Here is an 18,621-nt window from a genome sequence, read left to right as displayed (position 1 = left end):
AAATCACATTTTCAGCATTATATAACTTTCTTTTCCTTGTTTCCTTCGTTCAAACCTCCCTTTCGTAGAAATGAGAGATTGCGACCTTTTCGGACAGCCTCTTTTAAGATAATATTTTATTCTTGCATTTTTTTATTTTTTTCAAAGAGAAGTTTAATATTTTCGTAAGAATTAGTTAATGCTTCGTCTATTTGATTAGGATTAAGCCAAGCTACCTTTTCAATACCTTCTTCTAATTGTCCTACTAATAAGCCTTCATAATCGGTCTGCATTTCATACCATTGAGTAATTTTCAACCTATACTTACCATTTCTTCTAAAAATATGGTATGTCTTTTGAAGTTTTTTAGTAATTCTAAGATTTGTAACCCCTGTTTCTTCTTCAACTTCACGAATAGCTGTTTCTTCTATTTCCTCTCCTTTATCAATCCCACCTTTAGGTAAATCCCATTTTCCTCCTCGATAAATAAAAAGAACTTCTCCTTTATTATTATATACTAAACCTCCTCCTGCAAAATTTACTTTTATCTTAGATTTTAAAGTATTAAGAATTTCTTTTTCATCAGGATGATACAAATAGGCCTTTTGAATTTTGTTTTGAAAATAGCTCACAATAAGCTGTTCGATGTCAATACTTTCAAGCAAAAAAAACTTGAAATCAGTTTCCTTAACAAATTGATTTGTCAGGAAAAGTGGTTTGTCGTTCACAAAAACTTTATACATTTGCAGTATGATTTTTAATAAAGATACAGCGAGTAAAACTGCCGAATTGCTTTTACAAATAAATGCAATTAAATTGAATTCTAAAAATCCTTTTACATGGGCCTCTGGTTGGAAATCGCCAATTTACTGTGATAATAGGATATTACTTTCGTTCCCGGCAATACGAAATTATGTAAAAGATGAATTTGCAAAGAACATTGAGAAACAATTTGGTAAACCTGATGTAATTGCAGGGGTAGCTACAGGTGCTATAGGTATAGGTATATTGGTAGCACAAGAATTGGGACTCCCTTTTGTATATGTACGCCCTGAACCTAAAAAACATGGTCGTAAAAATCAAGTGGAAGGTTTTTTACAAAAAGGTCAAAATGTGGTAGTAGTTGAAGATTTGATCAGTACAGGAAATAGTAGTTTATTAGCTGTAGAAGCTTTACGCAATGAAGGTGCTAATATTAAAGGAATGGCTGCTATTTTTACTTATGGTTTTCCAATTGCTCAAGAAAGTTTTAAAAATGCAAATGTAGACTTGTTTACCTTGAGTAACTATGAAAATCTTTTAGAATTAGCTGTAATAAAAGAGTATATTACAGAAAAAGAACATGAATTACTTATAGATTGGAAAAAAAATCCAGCTGAATGGAATATTAACATATAATATCTAAAAAAAATCAAGTATGAATTTAGAAAGCCCAAAAGTAACAGTAGCAAAATCTGCAGAATATATATTTAAAGAATTATCTGAGGTTAAAAATTTTGAAAAATTAATGCCTGAAAATACGGCTAAATTTGAGGTAATTGATGAAAATTGCTTTGAATTTGGTTTAAAGGGTATGCCTGAAATTAAATTAGTTAAAAAAGAATCTGTACCTACTTCAAAGATTGTTTTAGGAGCTGCTTCTAGCAAATTACCTTTTACATTAACCGCTAATATAAATGAAACGGCTGTTGACTCTACAGACATCCAATTAATATTTGAAGGTGAATTTAATGCTATGATGGCAATGATGATAAAAGCACCTATTACTAAATTTATCGAAACATTAGCTCAAAATATGAGTAAATTATAATTTTTGACAATAATACAAGGGGTGTCTAAAAATTAGTAACTTAATGTCTAGTTTGTCACTTTGACAACAAGAAAAGTAACAAATTTGTTTCATCTTTTCAATTCGTTCGAGCCTTCCTTTGATCGAAATGATAAGATCAGAATCTTTTAGTTCACCCTCTTTTTTTAAATTTTATTTAAAATTTTAATAATCAAACTCTTATTTTTTTGAGGATATTTAAAAAAAAATATATTTCGCAGCATTAACTTATAACTTTTCATTACCTTTGCGCCCAATTTAAAAATAAGTAATGAATAAATTTGAACAATTAGGTCTTAATGAATCGCTAGTGCTGGCGATTAAAGATCTAGGATTTGAAAATCCCTCTGAAGTACAAGAAAAAGCGATTCCTCTATTATTAGAGCAAGATACCGACATTGTTGCATTGGCGCAAACTGGTACTGGAAAAACAGCTGCATTTGGTTTCCCTCTTATTCAAAAGATTAATGCAGAAGACAAAACAACTCAAGCATTAATTTTATCGCCTACACGTGAATTATGTTTGCAAATCACAAATGAAATTAAACTTTATTCTAAGTACATTAAGGGTTTACATACCGTGGCAGTATATGGTGGTGCAAGCATTAATGAACAGGCAAGAGAAGTAAAAAGAGGTGCGCAAATTATTGTAGCTACTCCTGGACGTATGCAAGATATGATTAACCGTGGAATGGTTAACATAAAAAACATTTCAATCTGTGTATTAGATGAAGCAGATGAAATGTTAAATATGGGATTCTATGATGACATCTGTTCTATTTTAGCGGATACTCCAGAAGACAAAAACACTTGGTTGTTTTCGGCTACTATGCCAGCTGAAGTAGCAAGAATTGCCAAACAGTTCATGCACACTCCACAAGAAATTACAGTAGGACATAAAAACCAAGGTTCAACTAATGTATCTCATGAGTTTTATTTAGTTAATGCTCGTGATCGTTATGCTGCTCTAAAGCGTTTAGCAGATGCTAATCCTGATATTTTTTCTGTTATCTTTTGTAGAACCAAAAGAGATACACAAGCAATTGCTGAAAAATTAATCGAAGATGGTTATAATGCTGCTGCTTTACATGGTGATTTATCGCAAGCACAACGCGATGCTGTTATGAAAGCATTCCGTAGTCGTCAGATTCAAATGTTAGTAGCTACTGACGTTGCAGCTCGTGGTATAGATGTAGATGATGTAACTCACGTAATTAACTATCAATTACCTGATGAAATTGAAACCTATACTCATCGTTCTGGTCGTACTGGTCGTGCTGGAAAATCAGGTACTTCAATGGTTATTATAACGAAAAGTGAACTTCGTAAGATTAATCAAATTGAGCGAATCATCAAAACTAAATTTGAAGAAAGACCAATTCCTAATGGAATTGAAATTTGTGAAATCCAATTATATCACTTAGCCAACAAAATAAAGGATGTAGAGGTAGACCATGAAATAGATACTTACCTACCCGCTATTTATGACGTTCTTCAAGATTTAACTAAAGAAGAATTAATTAAAAAAATGGTATCGGTAGAGTTCAATCGTTTCTTGTCTTACTATAAAAAATCACGTGATTTACATCAAGAGTCTTCAGGTGCTAAGGCAACTATCCCTACAGAAGGTGCTGTTCGTTACTTCATTAACATTGGAGCTCGTGATGGTTTTGAATGGATGGAATTAAAGGATTTCTTAAAAGAAAAACTAGAATTAGGTCGTGATGACGTATTTAAAGTAGATGTAAAAGAAGGTTTCTCGTTCTTTAATACAGATGCTGAGCATGTAGATTTAGTTATGAACACTTTAAACGGCATTACCTTAGAAGGCAGACGTATAAACGTAGAAATATCTAAAAACGATGGTTCTTCTAACAGTAAACGTCGTGATCATGGCGGTAGAGGAGGAAAACGCGAAGGAACAGATCGTAGAGAAAGACGCGGAGAAGGTGCTCCTAGAGGCGAAAGACGTGATGGAGGTAGAAAATCTGACAGAAGAAACTCTTCTGATGATAGAGCTCCTAAAAACGAAAGACGTCCTCGACGTTCCGATTCTTCTTCATCTGATCGTAGAAGTCGTAGAAGCTAATTATTTTTTAAAACTACAGTATATAAAAAGTTGTTCAAAAATTGAACAGCTTTTTATTTTTTAAATAATTCTTTTAATAAATATTATACTTGAATAATAACCTAAAGGAATAATAATTATTTTACTTGAATAAGAATAATTGCTATTCTTTACTTTACACAAAATATATGCACGATTTTATATACGATCAAAATTTTAATCATATTACATACGGTCTTTATGAGCTTACTAATAAAGAATTTGAAAACTGTACATTCATAGATTGTGATTTTACACAAGCCTTTTTTACGGGAACTATCTTTGTAGATTGTAATTTTAAAAATTGTAATTTCAAGGAAGCAAAAATAGGTCATGTAGGTTTACGAAATGTGTTATTTGTGGATAGTAATTTTACAAATGTAAATTTTGCTATGACTGATCAAGTTATTTATGAGTTTCATTTTACAAATTGTCTTTTAGATTATGCTCAATTTTATAAACTAAAACTTAAAAAAATTCAATTCACAAATTGCAGTATGGTTTCGGTAGATTTTATGGAAAGTGACCTTACGGAGGCTTTATTTGACAACTGTAATCTTCGATTAGCCGTTTTTTCAAATACAAATCTTACAAAATCTGATTTTTATTCCAGTCATAATTTTTCAATTAATCCTGAAAAGAATCAATTAAAAAAAGCTATTTTTTCTCAAGAAAACATAAAAGGCTTATTAGATCAGTATGAGATTATAATTAAGTAAGTATTTTTTAGGTAAAAGTTCAAATAAAAATACATACCTCCTACTTCAATCTGATGTTTATAGAAAGTATAAACTAAAAAAAGTAAGAGGTAATATATAACAAATAAAGCTTATTTAAACTCGTTTATCACTTCGTTTAGCTCTAGACGTGATTTAGATCTTACATGAGGTTGGTTTCCATCTTTTTGATCTCTTTTTCCTATTGCTACTGCAAATAAAGGCTGATAATCTTTTAATCCTAATATTTTTTTATAAGCATCTGTTTCTATTCCTTCCATAGGAGTTGAATCAATTCCTAAACTGGCACAAGCTGATAAAAAATACCCTAATGATAAGTATACTTGATTTTTCATCCAAGATTTTATTTCTTCTTCTGGAAGAGGTTTTAAATATTGTTTGTAATACCCTGTTGCGCCTTCTGGTAATTTGTTTTCTATTTTTTTTCAAATTTTTCTTCAAATTTTTGTACATCATCAATTACACTAAACACTACCGTATGGCTTGACTCTAAAACTCTTGAGGCATTAAAATAGGATGCTTCTGCCAAAAGTTTTTTTATCTCTGTATTTGATACAAATGTAAAATGCCAAGGTTGACTATTAATAGAGGATGGTGACAAGTTTAATATTGATTTTAATTTTTCAATCATTTCTAATGAAATTTTTTCATTAGGATCGTATTTTTTTGTAGTGTAGCGTTCTTTTGCTAATTCTAGAAAATTCATGTTTATTTATTTTAATTAAACTATACTTTTTATAGTTGCAAACATATTTATAGTTTTTTATATTTGCAATAACGGTCAAAAAGGATAGTAAAATGTATAAAATAGATCATAAAAAATTTCCTTGTAGCACGAGTCTAACTATGAATTTTATAGGAGGTAAATGGAAAGCTGTTATCTTAATTCATCTTTTTAATAAAAAAAGGTATAACGAGCTACGAAAAGAAATACCTATGATAACGGAGAGAACTCTTAGTTTACAGTTAAAAGAGTTAGAAGAAGATGGTTTGATATCTAGAACTGTTTTTACGAATAAAGCTCCTTTAAAGGTAGAATATGAACTTACAGAATTAGGTAAAACATTAATTCCTTTATTGAATGAAATTTCAAACTGGGGCAAATTTATTGCTGAAGAACACTTACGTATAAAAACAGAGCCTTGCACAACAATTCTTAAATCTTAATTCTACCATCTTCCATGGTTATAATACGGTGTGTACGATTAGCAAAATCAGGATCATGTGTTACAATTAATAGGGTTTGATTGAATTCTTCAGCTAATTGATTAAAAATATCAAAGACGATATCACTATTTTTTTTATCTAGGTTACCTGTTGGTTCATCACCCATGATTATAACAGGTCTATTGATAAGTGCTCTAGCAATTGCGACTCGTTGTTTTTGTCCACCACTTAATTGATTGGGCATTTTTAATGCTTGTTCGTGCATATCCAATGTACGCAAGTATTCCATTGCATTATATTCTATTTCCTCTTCTGAAAGTTTAGCTAACTTGAGTCCTGGAAGCATTACGTTTCGTAATACACTAAATTCATTAAGTAAATAATGAAATTGAAATACAAATCCTATTTTTTCATTTCTAATTTGAGCTAATTCTTTATCTGTTTTATCTGTAATTAGTTGTTTATCCATTAAAATTTGTCCTTCATAATCAGTATCCATAGTTGATAATAAATACAATAAAGTAGATTTTCCACAACCTGATTTTCCAACAATAGAAACGAATTGACCGTATTCTATTTGTAAATCAATTTCTTTAAGAACCTGTATACGTACAGGGTCATTAAAGTATTTTATTAGTTTTTTAGTTTCTAAAACAATATTATTCATTATTTTCCTCTAATAATTTCTACTGGATCAATTTTACTGGCTTTGAGTGCTGGAAACAGACCTGCTATAAAAGTAGTTAATAAAGCAAATGTAATTCCTATGATATAAAAAAGAGGGTTGTAATTAATTGGAAATGTTTTAACTGTAGGTAGAGCGGCTGTATTAAATGGAATTAGGTCTATAATGTTTGAAAAAACAAAACCTAAAAACAAACCTAAAACACCTCCTGTAATTCCAATAACCATAGATAACAATATAAAAATCCATTTCACATCATTTCCTGAAAAGCCTGTTGCTTTTAGAATTGCAATGCTATCCATCTTTTCAAAAATCATCATATTTAATATGTTATAGATTCCAAAACCTGCTACGATTAAAAGGACAACACCTACTGCATAGGATATAATACTTCTAATAGTAGTACCTGTTTCAAATTGTGAATTAGCTGTTTGATAATCTATTGTATCTGTTTCATATTTTATTTTATATTCTTTAGCTAAGACGGAGGCTTGTAAAATGTCATAAATTTTTACTTGAATATCAGTAATATAGTTTTTGGGAACACCTAAAATTTTTTGAGCCATGGACAAAGAGGTATAACTGGTTATATCATCTATATCTGCAATACCTATTTGAATAATTCCTACAATTTTCATAGAAGTTAAATTTCCTTTGGGTGTAGTAATTTTAAGAATATCTCCTTTTTTTAATAACATTTTATCAGATAAACCTTTCCCGATCACAATACTATTGTTTTGTTGTAAATCTTCTATTTTTCCTTCTATCATATAATCATTAAGAGCAAATAATTTTTGTTCTACTAGAACATCAATACCGTTTACAACTCCAGAAATTTCTATTGTTCCAGAATTAAAAAAAACAGGTGTATTAATATTGGCTGCCACATCATATACACGGCTATCTTGCTTTAAACTCTGAATAATTGACTTAGCGTTGTAAATAGATTTTCCTCTATCTTTAGGTTTTATTGAATGAATGAAATTACTATGCTTTTTATATTCTTGATCAATAGTTACAGGTTGATTTTGAGAAGGTTTTATTTCGTTATACAAACGAACATGCGGTGTACGATTAATAATTAAACCATCTAACAAATCGTTCATTCCATACATAAAACTAACCAAAGTAATAAACATGGCAATTCCAAACATGACCCCTGCTCCTGCAATGATTGTTTGTTTGAGTCTAGAGCGCATTAAGTGTAGTGCTATAGAAAAAATTAATTTACAATTCATTACTCAGGTAAATAAATGATTTCATCTTCTTTTAATCCGCTCATTATTTCTACTTTTTGGTAATCTTTTAGTCCTGTTTTTATTTTTCTTTTTTCGTTTTCCTTCACCAAAACGTATTGTTCTTCTACTAAATAATTCCTTGGTATAGTGAGTATATTTTTACGTGTTTGGATAATAATATTTGCTTCAGCAGTTAAGTTAGGATATAGTTTTTGTGGTGATTTTACAAAATGGGCTTCTATTTTAAATGTTCGTGAACGCACATCCATAATGGGATAAATTTTAGTAACAGTAGCTTGAAAAATTTTACCTTTATAACTATCCATTGTAACCCTTATTTTTTGACCAACTTGCACGCGTACCATATCATTTTCATCTATATCTAACTCTAATATATAATTATCTTTTTTACCTACGATCGCTAGAGGTGTTTGTGGATTTACAACAGTTCCTTCTTTTACTAGAACATCAAATAGCTCGCCCGAAAAGGCACTTTTAACAGTAAAATCACTTTCTGTTTTTTGGCTTATTTTTAAGTTTATATTACTCCGATCTTGTTCATTTCGCAACTGATTTTTTAATTGAGATAATTGTTTTATAGCCGTTTCGTAGGCTAATTTAGAATTTTTATAGGCTAACTCTACCTTTTCAAAATCAACTTCCGAAATAGCGTTATACTCCTTAACATTTTTACTACGTTTGTAAAGTGATTCATCTAAAATTAATTTGTCCTTAGCACTTTGAATGCGTAATTCTGCTTCTGCTATTTTATCTTGGATATATCTCCCATTTTCTTGTGTGATTTCATACGATAAACGAGCATTTTCGGTGGCTAGATTAGCTTTTTCACTTTCTATTTGAAATAATGATTGTCCTTTTATAATAGGTTGTCCTGGTTTTACATTAATATATTGCAAAACACCTGTTACGGTACTAAAAACTATATATTGTTTGTCTGCCTTTACTACACCAGAAGCATAAACACTTTCTGTAACTGTTCCTTTTTCAGGTTTTATTTCTTTAGTTGCTTTTTTAGAGCAAGCAATAATAGAAAATAACGAAACCAGTAATATTTTTTTCATTTAAGGTAATTAAATTCGAATGAATAAATTTACGAATTTTATTAGTTTTTTATTAACCCAAACTAAGACTTTTCATTCTCTATTAAAAAAATAAGGCATATTATATATTCTTAAAGTGTATTAATAGAATTTAAAATCAGACAAACTTATATGGATAAAATTTCTTCTAAAAATAAGGTGAAAGTTTTTATATAATTAGTTTTTTACTTTGTAACCAAATTTACAAACCTTTTAAGATTGTTCACAAATCTAATTAGAGGTATTGATAATAAATTTATTTATTATTTCTTTACATAAAAAAAGTGTAATACCATTTTAACTTTGAAATTTCCTCATAATATTTTTTAACCTTGAGGCTGTCCAAAAAGTTTGTAATCTTTCATTTCGACCAGAGGGAGATTCCTTGATCCTACAAAAGCAACAAGAATTAGTGTTGGTTCTCGATGCGCTTTGGGCTCGAACTAACGATGATTTCAATTATACACTCAACCGTTTGTTCGAGTTGTTTTAAAATAAAAAAACAGATCAAGAATTTCACTTTTTAATCTAGTATATTTTAAGTTTAAATGGTATTAATTTCGGATAATAATCAATTGATATAAATAAAAAAAGAGTATTGAAAATGTTTTTTCAATACTCTTTTTTTAAAATTATTAATACTTATAATTTTACATCTCTCTAAAGATTGTGTGCATTAATCTTTTTTTATCATTAATACTTTCTTCTAAAGAAATCATGGTTTCTGTTCTATATACTCCATCAATATCATCAATCATGTAAATTACATCTTTAGCGTGTTTTGTATCTTTTGCTCTAATCTTACAAAAAATATTAAATTTTCCTGTTGTCACGTGAGCAACAGTTACAAATGGTATTTCATTAATTCTTTCTAAAACAAACTTGGTTTGTGATGTATTATTTAAAAATACTCCAACATAGGCAATAAACGAATAACCTAATTTTTCATAGTCTAATGTTAATGATGATCCTTGAATAATACCAGCATCCTCTAGTTTTTTAACACGTACATGGACAGTTCCTGCTGAAATTAAAAGTTTTTTTGCAATGTCTGTAAATGGTATTCTCGTATTATCAATTAACATATCAAGAATCTGATGATCAACCTCATCTAGTTTAAACTTACTCATATAATTATTTCTTTGTTTGTGTTTTTATTTTTTAGTTTTTGTTTAAATACGTCTAAAATATTACTTTTTAAGCACTCCATTTACAAAAATATTGTTAATGTTTACAGAAAAGTTAGTGTTTTTTTTTAGTTTGGGATAGTTCCCTAATTCATCTTGATATAACTCACCTTTTAAGTCGTAAACCTGATGTGCAAAACTTCTTTCTAGCTCTCCGATTTCTACGATCTCGGCTTCAAAATGAACCTTCTCATCAAGAAGGGTTTCTTTATAGTGGGATGCAAATTTAGTAATAATATCTAAAGAATCATCTTTTATTCTAACATTTTTATAAATAAAATCATAAAAAACAACTTTATTTTGCGGAATATTCAAATATTTGTTTAAATCTACTTTTGTCTTTTCTGAAGAAATAATACTTTCTAATGCTGTTATATAAGCTATAAAAATATATTTTCTTGTTTCTTCTCTTTCATAATCATTTTGGTAATGTCCTGCTTCAAATAAAATAGTGGGTACTCCTGAATATTGAAAATAATCGCCAATGCAATTTAAGTTAAAAGCATCATCAAATCTACCTATTTGGCTGGGTATATATTTTTGTAATTCGTTATTCATTGCTAAAATAACCTCTACCGCACGTAATCTACATTCATTATATTCACAAGCTTCATTAAAAGAAGGTGCCAAAAAAGAAACAGTTGCTGGCATACCTGAATCTCCTACTCCAAATATTGTTCGTTGATCGTGTAAATTAAAGCAATAATGAGGTTTAATTTTTTCAAAAACTTTACGTAAAATTTTTGATTCAGGTTGCGTTAAAGTTATAGAATCTCTATTCAAATCCACCTGATTTGCATTTTCTCTTGTATAGGCAAGTGCTCCGTCAGGATTAACTATAGGAATTATAAAAAAAGTACACGTTTTTGCTAACCTTTGAGCTAATGGTTCTTTTGAAGCTAAAAAGTTTAAAAAGTCAAACAATGCTTTAGTGGTTGTAGATTCATTTCCGTGCATTTGTGACCACATAAATATTTTTGTAGCTCCAGTTCCAAATTTAACAGAATAAATAGGACGTTCTTGAACAGATTGTCCCAATATTTCAATTTCAAAGTTTGAGTTTAATTGATCTAATATTGCTTCTAGGTGGGTATTGGTAATATAACGCCCTGAAATACTTTTTTCTTTATAATCCGAATAAAATTTCATTTGCTTTACTTGATTTTTTTAAAAAAAAATTTAATTGAGACAGTCACATACCTCATCCAAGAAAAAATTTATTTTTTAAAATTCATCAAATTTAAGAACTTAAATTTTTCTCTTTATATATACTAAAGGCTATGTAAAAATCAAATTAACAGAAATAGTGGTGATAATTTATTTTATATAAATTATCTAAAAATTATTTGGTAAAACTATATTCAGGAACTTTACCTACGATTCCATTGAAATAGCTTTCTAAGATAGCAAAATCTTTTTCTCTGTCTCCAGAGGGTATCATTTTAGGAAAAGCAATAACTTGTTTATTTTTCCAATCAAAACCAATAGCAACAATAGGAACATTTGCTTTTATAGCTATATAATAAAATCCCGTTTTCCATTCGGATACTTTTTTTCGAGTCCCTTCGGGTGAAATAGATAATCTAAATTCTTCTTTTTGTGAAAAGATTTTGGCAATTGCGTCTACTTTGTTTTCATTTTTAAAACGATTAAGAGGTTCTCCTCCTACCCATTTAAAATAATAACCAAAAGGAAATTTAAAAAGTTCTTTTTTAGCAACAAAATTAATATTAATACCTAATGAACCTCTTGTTAATAATCCTATATAAAAATCATGCCAACTAGTATGTGGAACTACAGGCATTACACTTTTTTTTATATCAATCATGTAGGATTGGTAGTCCCCTACAATTTTCCATCCCATTAACTTAAAAAATATAAATTGGTATACTCTTTTTTTCATTTCTTTGAGGCTTCATATCTATTGCATACAAAAGTAATTCAAAATTTTCATCTTATATCAAAAAAATTGTTTTTAAAAGTCTAAAAAAGACTTTTTTAAGTGTTTTAAATCTGTTTTTATTTGGGTTAATATAATAATTCAAATACAGGGTTAACATTGCTTAATTACAAACCGTATCACAGTTATTTTGTTTAAAAATTTTAAAATTTCACACATCTAAAATAAAAAAACTAGAATCATTCCATCTTAATCTGTTCAAAGTATCTTTCAGTAATAAAATCAATATCTTTAATAGATTTACGAGTCCAATCAATTCTTTTTTCTAAAAATTCTAGATCTGTTAAATGCCAATTAACATTAGAGTGACGTAGTCTATTGGTTAAACTTTGTATAATAATAGCTGCTGATACTGAAATATTTAAACTTTCAGTAAATCCAACCATTGGAATTTTTAAAAATCCATCTGCATTTTTTATAACTTCTTCTGATATTCCTAGTCTTTCAGTTCCGAAATAAATTGCCGATGGCTTAGAAATATCAAAATCCTCAAGCATACTATCTTTTTCATGTGGAGTAGTTGCTATAATCTGGTATCCTTTAGTTCTTAAATCATTAATACAATCTTGATTATTAGAAAACCGCTTAATATCTACCCATTTTTCTGCTCCAAGCGCAATTTCTTTATCAATTCTTTTCCCGAATCGTTGTTCTACTACGTTTAACTCTTGAATACCAAAAACCTCACAACTTCTCATTACGGCACTGGTATTATGTAATTGATAAACATCTTCACAAACTACAGTAAAATGTTTAGTTCTATTAGCTAAAATTTTTTTAAAACCTTCTTTTCTATTCTCTGTTATAAACGTTTCTAAATATTCTAAATATTTTTCATCTTGAAATAAAGATTGCATTGTAAATGTTTTTAATTATATTGGCAAAAGTAATTAAAGTTCTCTATATGTTTTTATGAATTACTTTAATGATAGAACCGTTATCTTTTTAAATCCTAAAATTACCCAATATAATGAAAAAAAAACTAGTTATTTTAACAGGAGCTGGTATGAGTGCTGAAAGTGGTATCAGTACTTTTAGAGACTCTAATGGTTTATGGGAAAACCATGATATTATGGAGGTGGCTTCTCCAGATGGATGGCAGAAAAATCCTGCATTAGTTTTAGATTTTTATAATCAACGTAGGGCTCAACTGAAACGAGTTCATCCTAATAGAGGACATGAAATAATTGCAGAATTAGAAAAAAATTTTGATGTACATATCATAACACAAAACGTAGATAATCTACATGAGCGAGCTGGTAGTTCAAAAGTATTGCATTTACATGGTGAATTAACGAAAGCGAGAAGCACAAAAAACAATACTTATATAATTGATTGGACGGAAGATTTACATATAGGTGATACAGCTCCAGATGGATCACAACTAAGACCCCATATTGTTTGGTTCGGCGAAGCCGTTCCTGGTATAAACCAAGCAATTCCTATATTAGAAAAAGCTGATATTTTAATTATCATTGGAACTTCTTTAAAAGTTTATCCAGCAGCAGGACTTATGCACTATGTTTCAAAACAGACTTCTATTTATTACATAGATCCTAAACCCGCACATGTAAAAAATTCACGTAATCTTATTGAAACAATTCCTTTAAATGCTAGTGAAGGGATACAAAGTTTAATAGAAAGAGGAATTTAACCCTCTTTCTAACGTTTTTACAAAGAATACATTTCATTTTTAGCCTGTTCAAATTCTTTTAATAATTCATCAACTATTTCTTGAACGGGCTTTATATCTTTTATTAATCCTGCTATTTGACCTATTTCTAACTCACCTTCTTCTAAATCTCCTTCAAACATTCCTCTTTTTGCTCTAGCCCGCCCTAATAAAACCTTTAATTCTTCTGGCGAAGGACATTGAGTATAGAGTTCCTGCACATCATTATAAAATTTATTTTTAATTAAACGTACAGGGGCTAATTCTTTCAAAGTAAGCTGAGTTCCTCCTTCTTCGGTGGTAAGTATTCTTTCCTTAAATTTTTGATGGGCAGAACTTTCTATAGAAGCTGCAAATCGTGATCCTAATTGTACACCATCTGCACCTAAAACCATAGCTGCTAACATTCCTCTACCTGTAGCAATACCTCCTGCAGCTATTAATGGAATTGTTATTTGTTCTTTGACCATAGGAATCAAGGTAAAAGTTGTGGATTCTTCACGTCCATTATGTCCTCCCGCTTCAAATCCTTCTGCTACAATCGCATCTACTCCTGCTTCTTGCGCTTTTAATGCAAATTTTGTACTACTTACAACATGGACAACTACAATTCCTTTTTCTTTTAGAAAAGAAGTCCAAGTTTTAGGATTTCCAGCGGAAGTAAAAACTATTTTAACTTCTTCTTCTATAATTATTTGCATTATCTCTTCAATATTTGGATAAAGCATTGGTATATTTACACCAAAAGGTTTATTCGTTGCTTTTTTACATTTTTGGATGTGCTCTCGTAAAATATCAGGATACATGGATCCCGCTCCTATCAATCCTAAACCGCCAGCATTACTTACCGCACTAGCTAGTTTATATCCTGAATTCCAGATCATTCCTCCTTGAATAATTGGATATTTAATATCGAAAAGTGATGTTATTGTATTCAAAATATTTATTTTTTAATTAATTTATCTTGATTTTTAATCGAATTAACTACTACATAATATTAAACACCTGTATTCAAATAACTTACATTTATTTCTTCGGCTTTATTAGTCAATTTTTTTTGTGTTATCAATTGTCCTAAATTGCCATCAATCTTTAATTTTGAATTAATACTATCTAATGAATTTCACAAGTAATTACTTCAATTGTTGAATTAGAATAAACTTGTTTGAATTCCATTCAAATTCTTTTATACTTAATTCATTATTTAAAGCATTCTGAAAATTAGGTATTCCGTAACCATATTATCTGGTGAAATAAAACGATCTGTTTTTTCTACTGTTTCTACCCCGTTAGATCGTTCTATTTCTTTTTCCGTGGCAAAATCTTTTGTTATAAACAAATAATAACTTGGATCGGGTACCGTTCCTATTAAATTTGTTGTATTAACTCCCATTATGAATAATATATTTGTTTCATGCGAATTACCTTTATAAAAATTATTCGAATCTTTTACAAAATCATAACATACTAGAATTATTTTTTTATTATGTAAGCTTACAAACAGTGTGGGTGTATTTACTCCTAGAAAACCAGCGTCTAAAATAGCCACTATTTTTCCTTTTTCTGTATAATTTTGCTTATGTAAAAAACGCGCATTCAACATTTGAATTTGAGGAGCTGAATTACCACAATTATAATCAACTCTTAAAGCATTTTGTTCAGACTATTTGTTAACAAAAAATCTATTATCTTGGCTCATTATTTTTCTATTTAATGAATGATTAGCCTACTCAATACGTCTACAAAAAAGATTAGTAAGGACCTCTATGTTTTTTGTATTTCTTTTATGTGTACGCAATTTAACGATTTAGATTTTGCTAAAATAATAATTTCTATAGATAGAGCCTATTTGATTAACATACAGTTGATGAATAAAAACCATCTTTATTATCTAAAAGAATTCCTTGAACTTTTCTTTTATCTAGCGAACGTTGTGACAGTTCTAATAATGGATTAGCAAAGAAAGTGGGTGCATCAGGTTTGTCTTTAGAAAAAATGCAAACATCCTCTTGAGTAAAAAAATAATTTAAAAACAACAGGAATGCTAAAAGTATTTTTAATCTCATATTCTTATATCCTTTTATTTCCAAATATACACAGAAAACCTGATCTTTTAAGCTATTACTCCTGAACCTATAAGCTCCTCTCCTATATGCCAAGATACAAATTGTCCTTGGGTTATAGCAGACATAGGTTCTTCAAACTCTACATACATTCCTGAATCAAACTGGTGTAAAATAGCATTTTTTAATTCTTGTCGATAACGTATACGCGCTTTTACTTGCATTTTTTGACCTGTTTTAAGAGCTAGATCGGTTCGGATCCAATGGATCTCTTCCTTAGCTACAAATAATGCTTTTTTAAATAAACCAGGGTGTGTATTACCTTGACCTGTATAGATAGAGTTACTATATATGTCTGTTGCTATTATAAATAAAGGTTCTTTAGTACCTCCAATATTAAGTCCTTTTCTTTGACCAATAGTGTAATAATGAGCTCCTTGGTGTTTCCCTACAAGCTTTCCCATTTCTGGTGTATATTGAATATTGGATGCTTCAAACTTTAATTTTTCTTCTTCTGTAGTAAATTCAGGTTTAGGCGTACTATATAGATTATTTGTAGCATCTATTTCGTATATAAAACCTTCTTTAGGTTGTAATTGCTGTTGTAAAAATTCAGGTAAACGAACTTTTCCTATAAAACATAATCCTTGAGAATCTTTTTTCTCAGCTGTAATCAGTTCCATTTTAGCCGCTATTTCACGTACTTGAGGTTTTGTCAATTCTCCAATAGGAAATAAGGCTTTTGATAATTGTTCTTGTGATAATTGGCATAGAAAATAGGACTGATCTTTATTACTATCTATACCCGCTAATAATTGATAAATGGTTTGTCCTTCTACTTGAGTTTCTGATTTACGACAGTAATGCCCTGTTGCCACATAATCAGCACCTAATGACATTGCTATTTTAAGAAAAACATCAAATTTAATTTCTCTATTACATAAAACATCAGGGTTAGGGGTACGTCCTTTTTCATATTCAGCAAACATATAATCTACAATTTTTTCTTTGTATTGTTCACTTAAATCAACTGTTTGAAAAGGAATTCCTAATTTTTGTGCAACTAATAAGGCATCATTACTATCTTCTAACCAAGGGCATTCATTAGAAATAGTGACTGAGTCATCATGCCAGTTTTTCATAAATAAGCCAATTACGTCATAACCTTGCTCTTTTAATAAATAAGCGGCTACACTTGAATCTACTCCTCCTGATAAACCTACAACAACTCTTTTCATGTATTCTTTTTTTTAGCCCACAAAGATAATTATTTCTTTTTAACCAATGAAGGCTTCTTATAACCGTTAATTGTATCCGTATTTATTTCTTTTACTAGATTTTTATTGGCATCAAAATATTTCCAAAGACCTTTTTTCTTACCTTCTTTATATTGTCCTTGAATCAGGATTACACCATTATCTTCAAAAACTTTATAATCACCGTGCATAAAACCTTGTAAAAAAACAGCTTCTTCTTTTAAAGTTCCTCCTTTAGAATAAATCTTAGAAATTCCATTTTTAACGCCATTTTTATACATTACCTCTTCTGCTAATACTCCATCTGTAAAAAATATTTTTTTACTTCCTTCTACTCTATCATCTATATAGTTTTCTATACACATAACAGTTTTTAATCCTTTGTGATAGTATTTCCATATTCCTTGTCGAAGTTTGTTTATAACTTTTCCTTCGCTTACTTTTAATCCGTTTTCATCAAAAAAAATGGTATAGGCTCCTCCTTTACCATCAAATTCGCGTGTTGCTTTTAAAATTTTTTTATCACTATCTGTATAGTATTTAAACACTCCATCCTCTACTCCATTTTTAAAATTTCCTTCATAACGAACTCTATTGGATCCTTCATAATATCCTTTCCAAAAACCAATACGTTCTCCTTTATTATTAATTTGATTTTCTGATTCTTTCTTAATTTGGGAAAAAATACTAAATGAACTTAAAAACAGAACTATAAACAACCTATGTATTTTCATCTTTTTACTTTAAAAATAAAACTCAAAATTATTAGTTTTATTTTGTAAACAAAAATAAAACCTATTTAAATCTCATTTGAATAAGTACTTCTCAAAAAATTATCTTCAAAATAAGAATCCCTAAACAGTCTTTATAAAAGACAAAAAAATGTCTAAAAAGCAATAAATTAAAAATCAAACTTATCACTTTTTAGACATCTTAATCTCTAAAAATAGTATTTTATATAATTTTTAAGATAACAATTCTAATATTGCTTCTGCTACTCCCTTAGCAGAAGCAGGATTTTGACCTGTCACCACTCTTTCATCTACAGTAATATGTTTTTCCCACAAACCTGATTTTTCAAAAATAGCACCTCTCTCTATTAATTTAGTTTCAAGCATGTAAGGAACTACTTTTTCTTGCTTTATAGAGATTTCTTCATCATTTGAAAAAGAGTTTATTCTTTTTCCATCAACTAAATATTTTCCGTTACTAAGTTTAATATTTACTAATCCAGAAGGGCCATGACATATACCGCCTACAACACCCTCTGTTTCATAAATTTTTGCTGCTATTTCTGCCAACTCAACATTATCTGCAAAATCCCACATAGTACCATGACCTCCAATATAAATAATAGCAGAATAATCCGTTGCATTAACTTCTGATGGTTTTAAAGTATTATGCACTTTATTATTATACGTTAAATCATTCCAAAATTTAGCATTTATAGGATCTTCTAAATCAAAACCTTCAACTGGAGCAACTCCTCCTTTAGGACTCACAAAATCTATTTCATATCCTCCATTGACTAAAACATCCCAACAATGACTTACTTCTGACAAATAATAACCTGTCGATTCTCCTGTACTTCCTTTAACATTATGACTTGTTAGGACAAATAAAATTTTTGTTTTCATAGTTT

At 29.4% G+C, this 18,621-nt stretch carries 22 protein-coding genes; 6 read left to right on the top strand and 16 right to left on the bottom strand.

The window, feature by feature from the left end:
• Nucleotides 1-116: 116 nt before the first annotated feature.
• Nucleotides 117-722 (bottom strand): NUDIX hydrolase, encoded by a 606-nt coding sequence (locus ACUXZJ_RS10300; protein WP_060382027.1) that lies wholly within the window; start codon nucleotides 720-722, stop codon nucleotides 117-119.
• 7 nt (nucleotides 723-729) lie between these two features.
• On the opposite strand from ACUXZJ_RS10300, the gene pyrE reads away from it, so the two are divergent.
• The 4 genes from pyrE to ACUXZJ_RS10280 all read left to right on the top strand — a co-directional run bounded on the left by pyrE (nucleotide 730) and on the right by ACUXZJ_RS10280 (nucleotide 4,633).
• Entirely contained in the window at nucleotides 730-1,377 is a 648-nt protein-coding gene (pyrE, locus tag ACUXZJ_RS10295; RefSeq protein WP_060382026.1) for an orotate phosphoribosyltransferase, read from the top strand.
• A gap of 19 nt (nucleotides 1,378-1,396) precedes the next feature.
• Nucleotides 1,397-1,789 (top strand): hypothetical protein, encoded by a 393-nt coding sequence (locus tag ACUXZJ_RS10290; RefSeq protein ID WP_060382025.1) that lies wholly within the window; start codon nucleotides 1,397-1,399, stop codon nucleotides 1,787-1,789.
• A 289-nt stretch (nucleotides 1,790-2,078) separates the two neighbouring features.
• The gene (locus ACUXZJ_RS10285; protein ID WP_063743968.1) at nucleotides 2,079-3,896 is read left to right on the top strand and encodes a DEAD/DEAH box helicase; all 1,818 of its coding nucleotides are present in this window, start codon (nucleotides 2,079-2,081) and stop codon (nucleotides 3,894-3,896) included.
• Nucleotides 3,897-4,063: 167 nt separating this feature from the next.
• On the top strand, nucleotides 4,064-4,633 hold the full coding sequence (locus ACUXZJ_RS10280) for a pentapeptide repeat-containing protein (RefSeq protein ID WP_060382023.1): 570 nt from the start codon (nucleotides 4,064-4,066) through the stop codon (nucleotides 4,631-4,633).
• 110 nt (nucleotides 4,634-4,743) lie between these two features.
• Here the strand turns inward: ACUXZJ_RS10280 and ACUXZJ_RS10275 are convergent, their stop codons facing one another.
• Complete coding sequence (locus tag ACUXZJ_RS10275) at nucleotides 4,744-4,986, bottom strand: nitroreductase family protein (protein WP_446194891.1); 243 nt, start codon at nucleotides 4,984-4,986, stop codon at nucleotides 4,744-4,746.
• Between the two features lie 80 nt (nucleotides 4,987-5,066).
• Nucleotides 5,067-5,357, bottom strand: coding sequence for a nitroreductase family protein (locus ACUXZJ_RS10270; RefSeq protein WP_446194890.1), 291 nt, complete (start codon nucleotides 5,355-5,357; stop codon nucleotides 5,067-5,069).
• A 92-nt stretch (nucleotides 5,358-5,449) separates the two neighbouring features.
• Here ACUXZJ_RS10270 and ACUXZJ_RS10265 point away from each other — a divergent pair, with 92 nt between their 5' ends.
• Nucleotides 5,450-5,818 carry a winged helix-turn-helix transcriptional regulator gene (locus tag ACUXZJ_RS10265; RefSeq protein ID WP_060382021.1) on the top strand — a complete coding sequence of 123 codons (369 nt, stop codon included), beginning with the start codon at nucleotides 5,450-5,452 and terminating at the stop codon, nucleotides 5,816-5,818.
• Here ACUXZJ_RS10265 and ACUXZJ_RS10260 read toward each other — a convergent pair.
• The 7 genes from ACUXZJ_RS10260 to ACUXZJ_RS10230 form a co-directional block, all read right to left on the bottom strand.
• On the bottom strand, nucleotides 5,808-6,485 hold the full coding sequence (locus tag ACUXZJ_RS10260; RefSeq protein WP_063743969.1) for an ABC transporter ATP-binding protein: 678 nt from the start codon (nucleotides 6,483-6,485) through the stop codon (nucleotides 5,808-5,810). The two genes, ACUXZJ_RS10265 and ACUXZJ_RS10260, sit on opposite strands and share 11 nt — an antisense overlap.
• Nucleotides 6,485-7,741 carry an ABC transporter permease gene (locus ACUXZJ_RS10255; protein WP_446194887.1) on the bottom strand — a complete coding sequence of 419 codons (1,257 nt, stop codon included), beginning with the start codon at nucleotides 7,739-7,741 and terminating at the stop codon, nucleotides 6,485-6,487. Before ACUXZJ_RS10255 ends, ACUXZJ_RS10260 begins: the two co-directional genes overlap by 1 nt.
• Nucleotides 7,741-8,823 carry an efflux RND transporter periplasmic adaptor subunit gene (locus tag ACUXZJ_RS10250; RefSeq protein WP_060382018.1) on the bottom strand — a complete coding sequence of 361 codons (1,083 nt, stop codon included), beginning with the start codon at nucleotides 8,821-8,823 and terminating at the stop codon, nucleotides 7,741-7,743. The genes ACUXZJ_RS10255 and ACUXZJ_RS10250 overlap by 1 nt, the downstream gene beginning before the upstream one ends.
• Before the next feature lie 668 nt (nucleotides 8,824-9,491).
• Complete coding sequence (locus ACUXZJ_RS10245; RefSeq protein ID WP_014165284.1) at nucleotides 9,492-9,971, bottom strand: Lrp/AsnC family transcriptional regulator; 480 nt, start codon at nucleotides 9,969-9,971, stop codon at nucleotides 9,492-9,494.
• A gap of 60 nt (nucleotides 9,972-10,031) precedes the next feature.
• Complete coding sequence (locus ACUXZJ_RS10240; protein ID WP_060382017.1) at nucleotides 10,032-11,177, bottom strand: M14 family metallopeptidase; 1,146 nt, start codon at nucleotides 11,175-11,177, stop codon at nucleotides 10,032-10,034.
• Between the two features lie 193 nt (nucleotides 11,178-11,370).
• Entirely contained in the window at nucleotides 11,371-11,931 is a 561-nt protein-coding gene (locus ACUXZJ_RS10235) for a 1-acyl-sn-glycerol-3-phosphate acyltransferase (protein WP_060382016.1), read from the bottom strand.
• 236 nt (nucleotides 11,932-12,167) lie between these two features.
• A complete protein-coding gene (locus tag ACUXZJ_RS10230; protein WP_060382015.1) occupies nucleotides 12,168-12,845 on the bottom strand; it encodes a TrmH family RNA methyltransferase in 678 nt (225 codons plus the stop codon).
• Nucleotides 12,846-12,958: 113 nt separating this feature from the next.
• Between ACUXZJ_RS10230 and ACUXZJ_RS10225 the strand changes: the two genes are divergently transcribed.
• On the top strand, nucleotides 12,959-13,642 hold the full coding sequence (locus ACUXZJ_RS10225) for an SIR2 family NAD-dependent protein deacylase (protein ID WP_446194883.1): 684 nt from the start codon (nucleotides 12,959-12,961) through the stop codon (nucleotides 13,640-13,642).
• A 17-nt stretch (nucleotides 13,643-13,659) separates the two neighbouring features.
• Here the strand turns inward: ACUXZJ_RS10225 and ACUXZJ_RS10220 are convergent, their stop codons facing one another.
• The 6 genes from ACUXZJ_RS10220 to ACUXZJ_RS10195 all read right to left on the bottom strand — a co-directional run bounded on the left by ACUXZJ_RS10220 (nucleotide 13,660) and on the right by ACUXZJ_RS10195 (nucleotide 18,616).
• The gene (locus tag ACUXZJ_RS10220; protein ID WP_060382013.1) at nucleotides 13,660-14,598 is read right to left on the bottom strand and encodes an NAD(P)H-dependent flavin oxidoreductase; all 939 of its coding nucleotides are present in this window, start codon (nucleotides 14,596-14,598) and stop codon (nucleotides 13,660-13,662) included.
• Nucleotides 14,599-14,864: 266 nt separating this feature from the next.
• Nucleotides 14,865-15,263 (bottom strand): hypothetical protein, encoded by a 399-nt coding sequence (locus ACUXZJ_RS10215; protein WP_063743970.1) that lies wholly within the window; start codon nucleotides 15,261-15,263, stop codon nucleotides 14,865-14,867.
• A gap of 250 nt (nucleotides 15,264-15,513) precedes the next feature.
• Nucleotides 15,514-15,726 (bottom strand): hypothetical protein, encoded by a 213-nt coding sequence (locus tag ACUXZJ_RS10210; RefSeq protein WP_060382011.1) that lies wholly within the window; start codon nucleotides 15,724-15,726, stop codon nucleotides 15,514-15,516.
• A 47-nt stretch (nucleotides 15,727-15,773) separates the two neighbouring features.
• A complete protein-coding gene (mnmA, locus tag ACUXZJ_RS10205) occupies nucleotides 15,774-16,961 on the bottom strand; it encodes a tRNA 2-thiouridine(34) synthase MnmA (protein ID WP_060382010.1) in 1,188 nt (395 codons plus the stop codon).
• Nucleotides 16,962-16,990: 29 nt separating this feature from the next.
• Nucleotides 16,991-17,713 carry a toxin-antitoxin system YwqK family antitoxin gene (locus ACUXZJ_RS10200; RefSeq protein WP_063743971.1) on the bottom strand — a complete coding sequence of 241 codons (723 nt, stop codon included), beginning with the start codon at nucleotides 17,711-17,713 and terminating at the stop codon, nucleotides 16,991-16,993.
• Nucleotides 17,714-17,944: 231 nt separating this feature from the next.
• On the bottom strand, nucleotides 17,945-18,616 hold the full coding sequence (locus tag ACUXZJ_RS10195; RefSeq protein WP_060382008.1) for a type 1 glutamine amidotransferase domain-containing protein: 672 nt from the start codon (nucleotides 18,614-18,616) through the stop codon (nucleotides 17,945-17,947).
• Between the last annotated feature and the right edge of the window lie 5 nt (nucleotides 18,617-18,621).

The organism is Flavobacterium sp. TN-1 (assembly GCF_052828645.1).
Note: the sequence above shows the minus strand (reverse complement) of the source record. Positions and strands in the feature narration are given on the sequence as shown.

Bases quoted from the DNA above. Each gene is read 5' to 3' on its own strand.
- ACUXZJ_RS10215 (WP_063743970.1), bottom strand. From the start codon at position 15,263: ATGTTGAATGCGCGTTTTTTACATAAGCAAAATTATACAGAAAAAGGA.
- ACUXZJ_RS10265 (WP_060382021.1), top strand. From the start codon at position 5,450: ATGTATAAAATAGATCATAAAAAATTTCCTTGTAGCACGAGTCTAACT.
- ACUXZJ_RS10290 (WP_060382025.1), top strand. From the start codon at position 1,397: ATGAATTTAGAAAGCCCAAAAGTAACAGTAGCAAAATCTGCAGAATAT.
- pyrE (WP_060382026.1), top strand. From the start codon at position 730: ATGATTTTTAATAAAGATACAGCGAGTAAAACTGCCGAATTGCTTTTA.
- ACUXZJ_RS10250 (WP_060382018.1), bottom strand. From the start codon at position 8,823: ATGAAAAAAATATTACTGGTTTCGTTATTTTCTATTATTGCTTGCTCT.
- ACUXZJ_RS10255 (WP_446194887.1), bottom strand. From the start codon at position 7,741: ATGAATTGTAAATTAATTTTTTCTATAGCACTACACTTAATGCGCTCT.
- ACUXZJ_RS10235 (WP_060382016.1), bottom strand. From the start codon at position 11,931: ATGAAAAAAAGAGTATACCAATTTATATTTTTTAAGTTAATGGGATGG.
- ACUXZJ_RS10230 (WP_060382015.1), bottom strand. From the start codon at position 12,845: ATGCAATCTTTATTTCAAGATGAAAAATATTTAGAATATTTAGAAACG.
- ACUXZJ_RS10260 (WP_063743969.1), bottom strand. From the start codon at position 6,485: ATGAATAATATTGTTTTAGAAACTAAAAAACTAATAAAATACTTTAAT.
- ACUXZJ_RS10275 (WP_446194891.1), bottom strand. From the start codon at position 4,986: ATGAAAAATCAAGTATACTTATCATTAGGGTATTTTTTATCAGCTTGT.
- ACUXZJ_RS10270 (WP_446194890.1), bottom strand. From the start codon at position 5,357: ATGAATTTTCTAGAATTAGCAAAAGAACGCTACACTACAAAAAAATAC.
- ACUXZJ_RS10195 (WP_060382008.1), bottom strand. From the start codon at position 18,616: ATGAAAACAAAAATTTTATTTGTCCTAACAAGTCATAATGTTAAAGGA.
- ACUXZJ_RS10280 (WP_060382023.1), top strand. From the start codon at position 4,064: ATGCACGATTTTATATACGATCAAAATTTTAATCATATTACATACGGT.
- ACUXZJ_RS10200 (WP_063743971.1), bottom strand. From the start codon at position 17,713: ATGAAAATACATAGGTTGTTTATAGTTCTGTTTTTAAGTTCATTTAGT.
- mnmA (WP_060382010.1), bottom strand. From the start codon at position 16,961: ATGAAAAGAGTTGTTGTAGGTTTATCAGGAGGAGTAGATTCAAGTGTA.
- ACUXZJ_RS10245 (WP_014165284.1), bottom strand. From the start codon at position 9,971: ATGAGTAAGTTTAAACTAGATGAGGTTGATCATCAGATTCTTGATATG.
- ACUXZJ_RS10285 (WP_063743968.1), top strand. From the start codon at position 2,079: ATGAATAAATTTGAACAATTAGGTCTTAATGAATCGCTAGTGCTGGCG.
- ACUXZJ_RS10240 (WP_060382017.1), bottom strand. From the start codon at position 11,177: ATGAAATTTTATTCGGATTATAAAGAAAAAAGTATTTCAGGGCGTTAT.
- ACUXZJ_RS10210 (WP_060382011.1), bottom strand. From the start codon at position 15,726: ATGAGATTAAAAATACTTTTAGCATTCCTGTTGTTTTTAAATTATTTT.
- ACUXZJ_RS10300 (WP_060382027.1), bottom strand. From the start codon at position 722: ATGTATAAAGTTTTTGTGAACGACAAACCACTTTTCCTGACAAATCAA.
- ACUXZJ_RS10225 (WP_446194883.1), top strand. From the start codon at position 12,959: ATGAAAAAAAAACTAGTTATTTTAACAGGAGCTGGTATGAGTGCTGAA.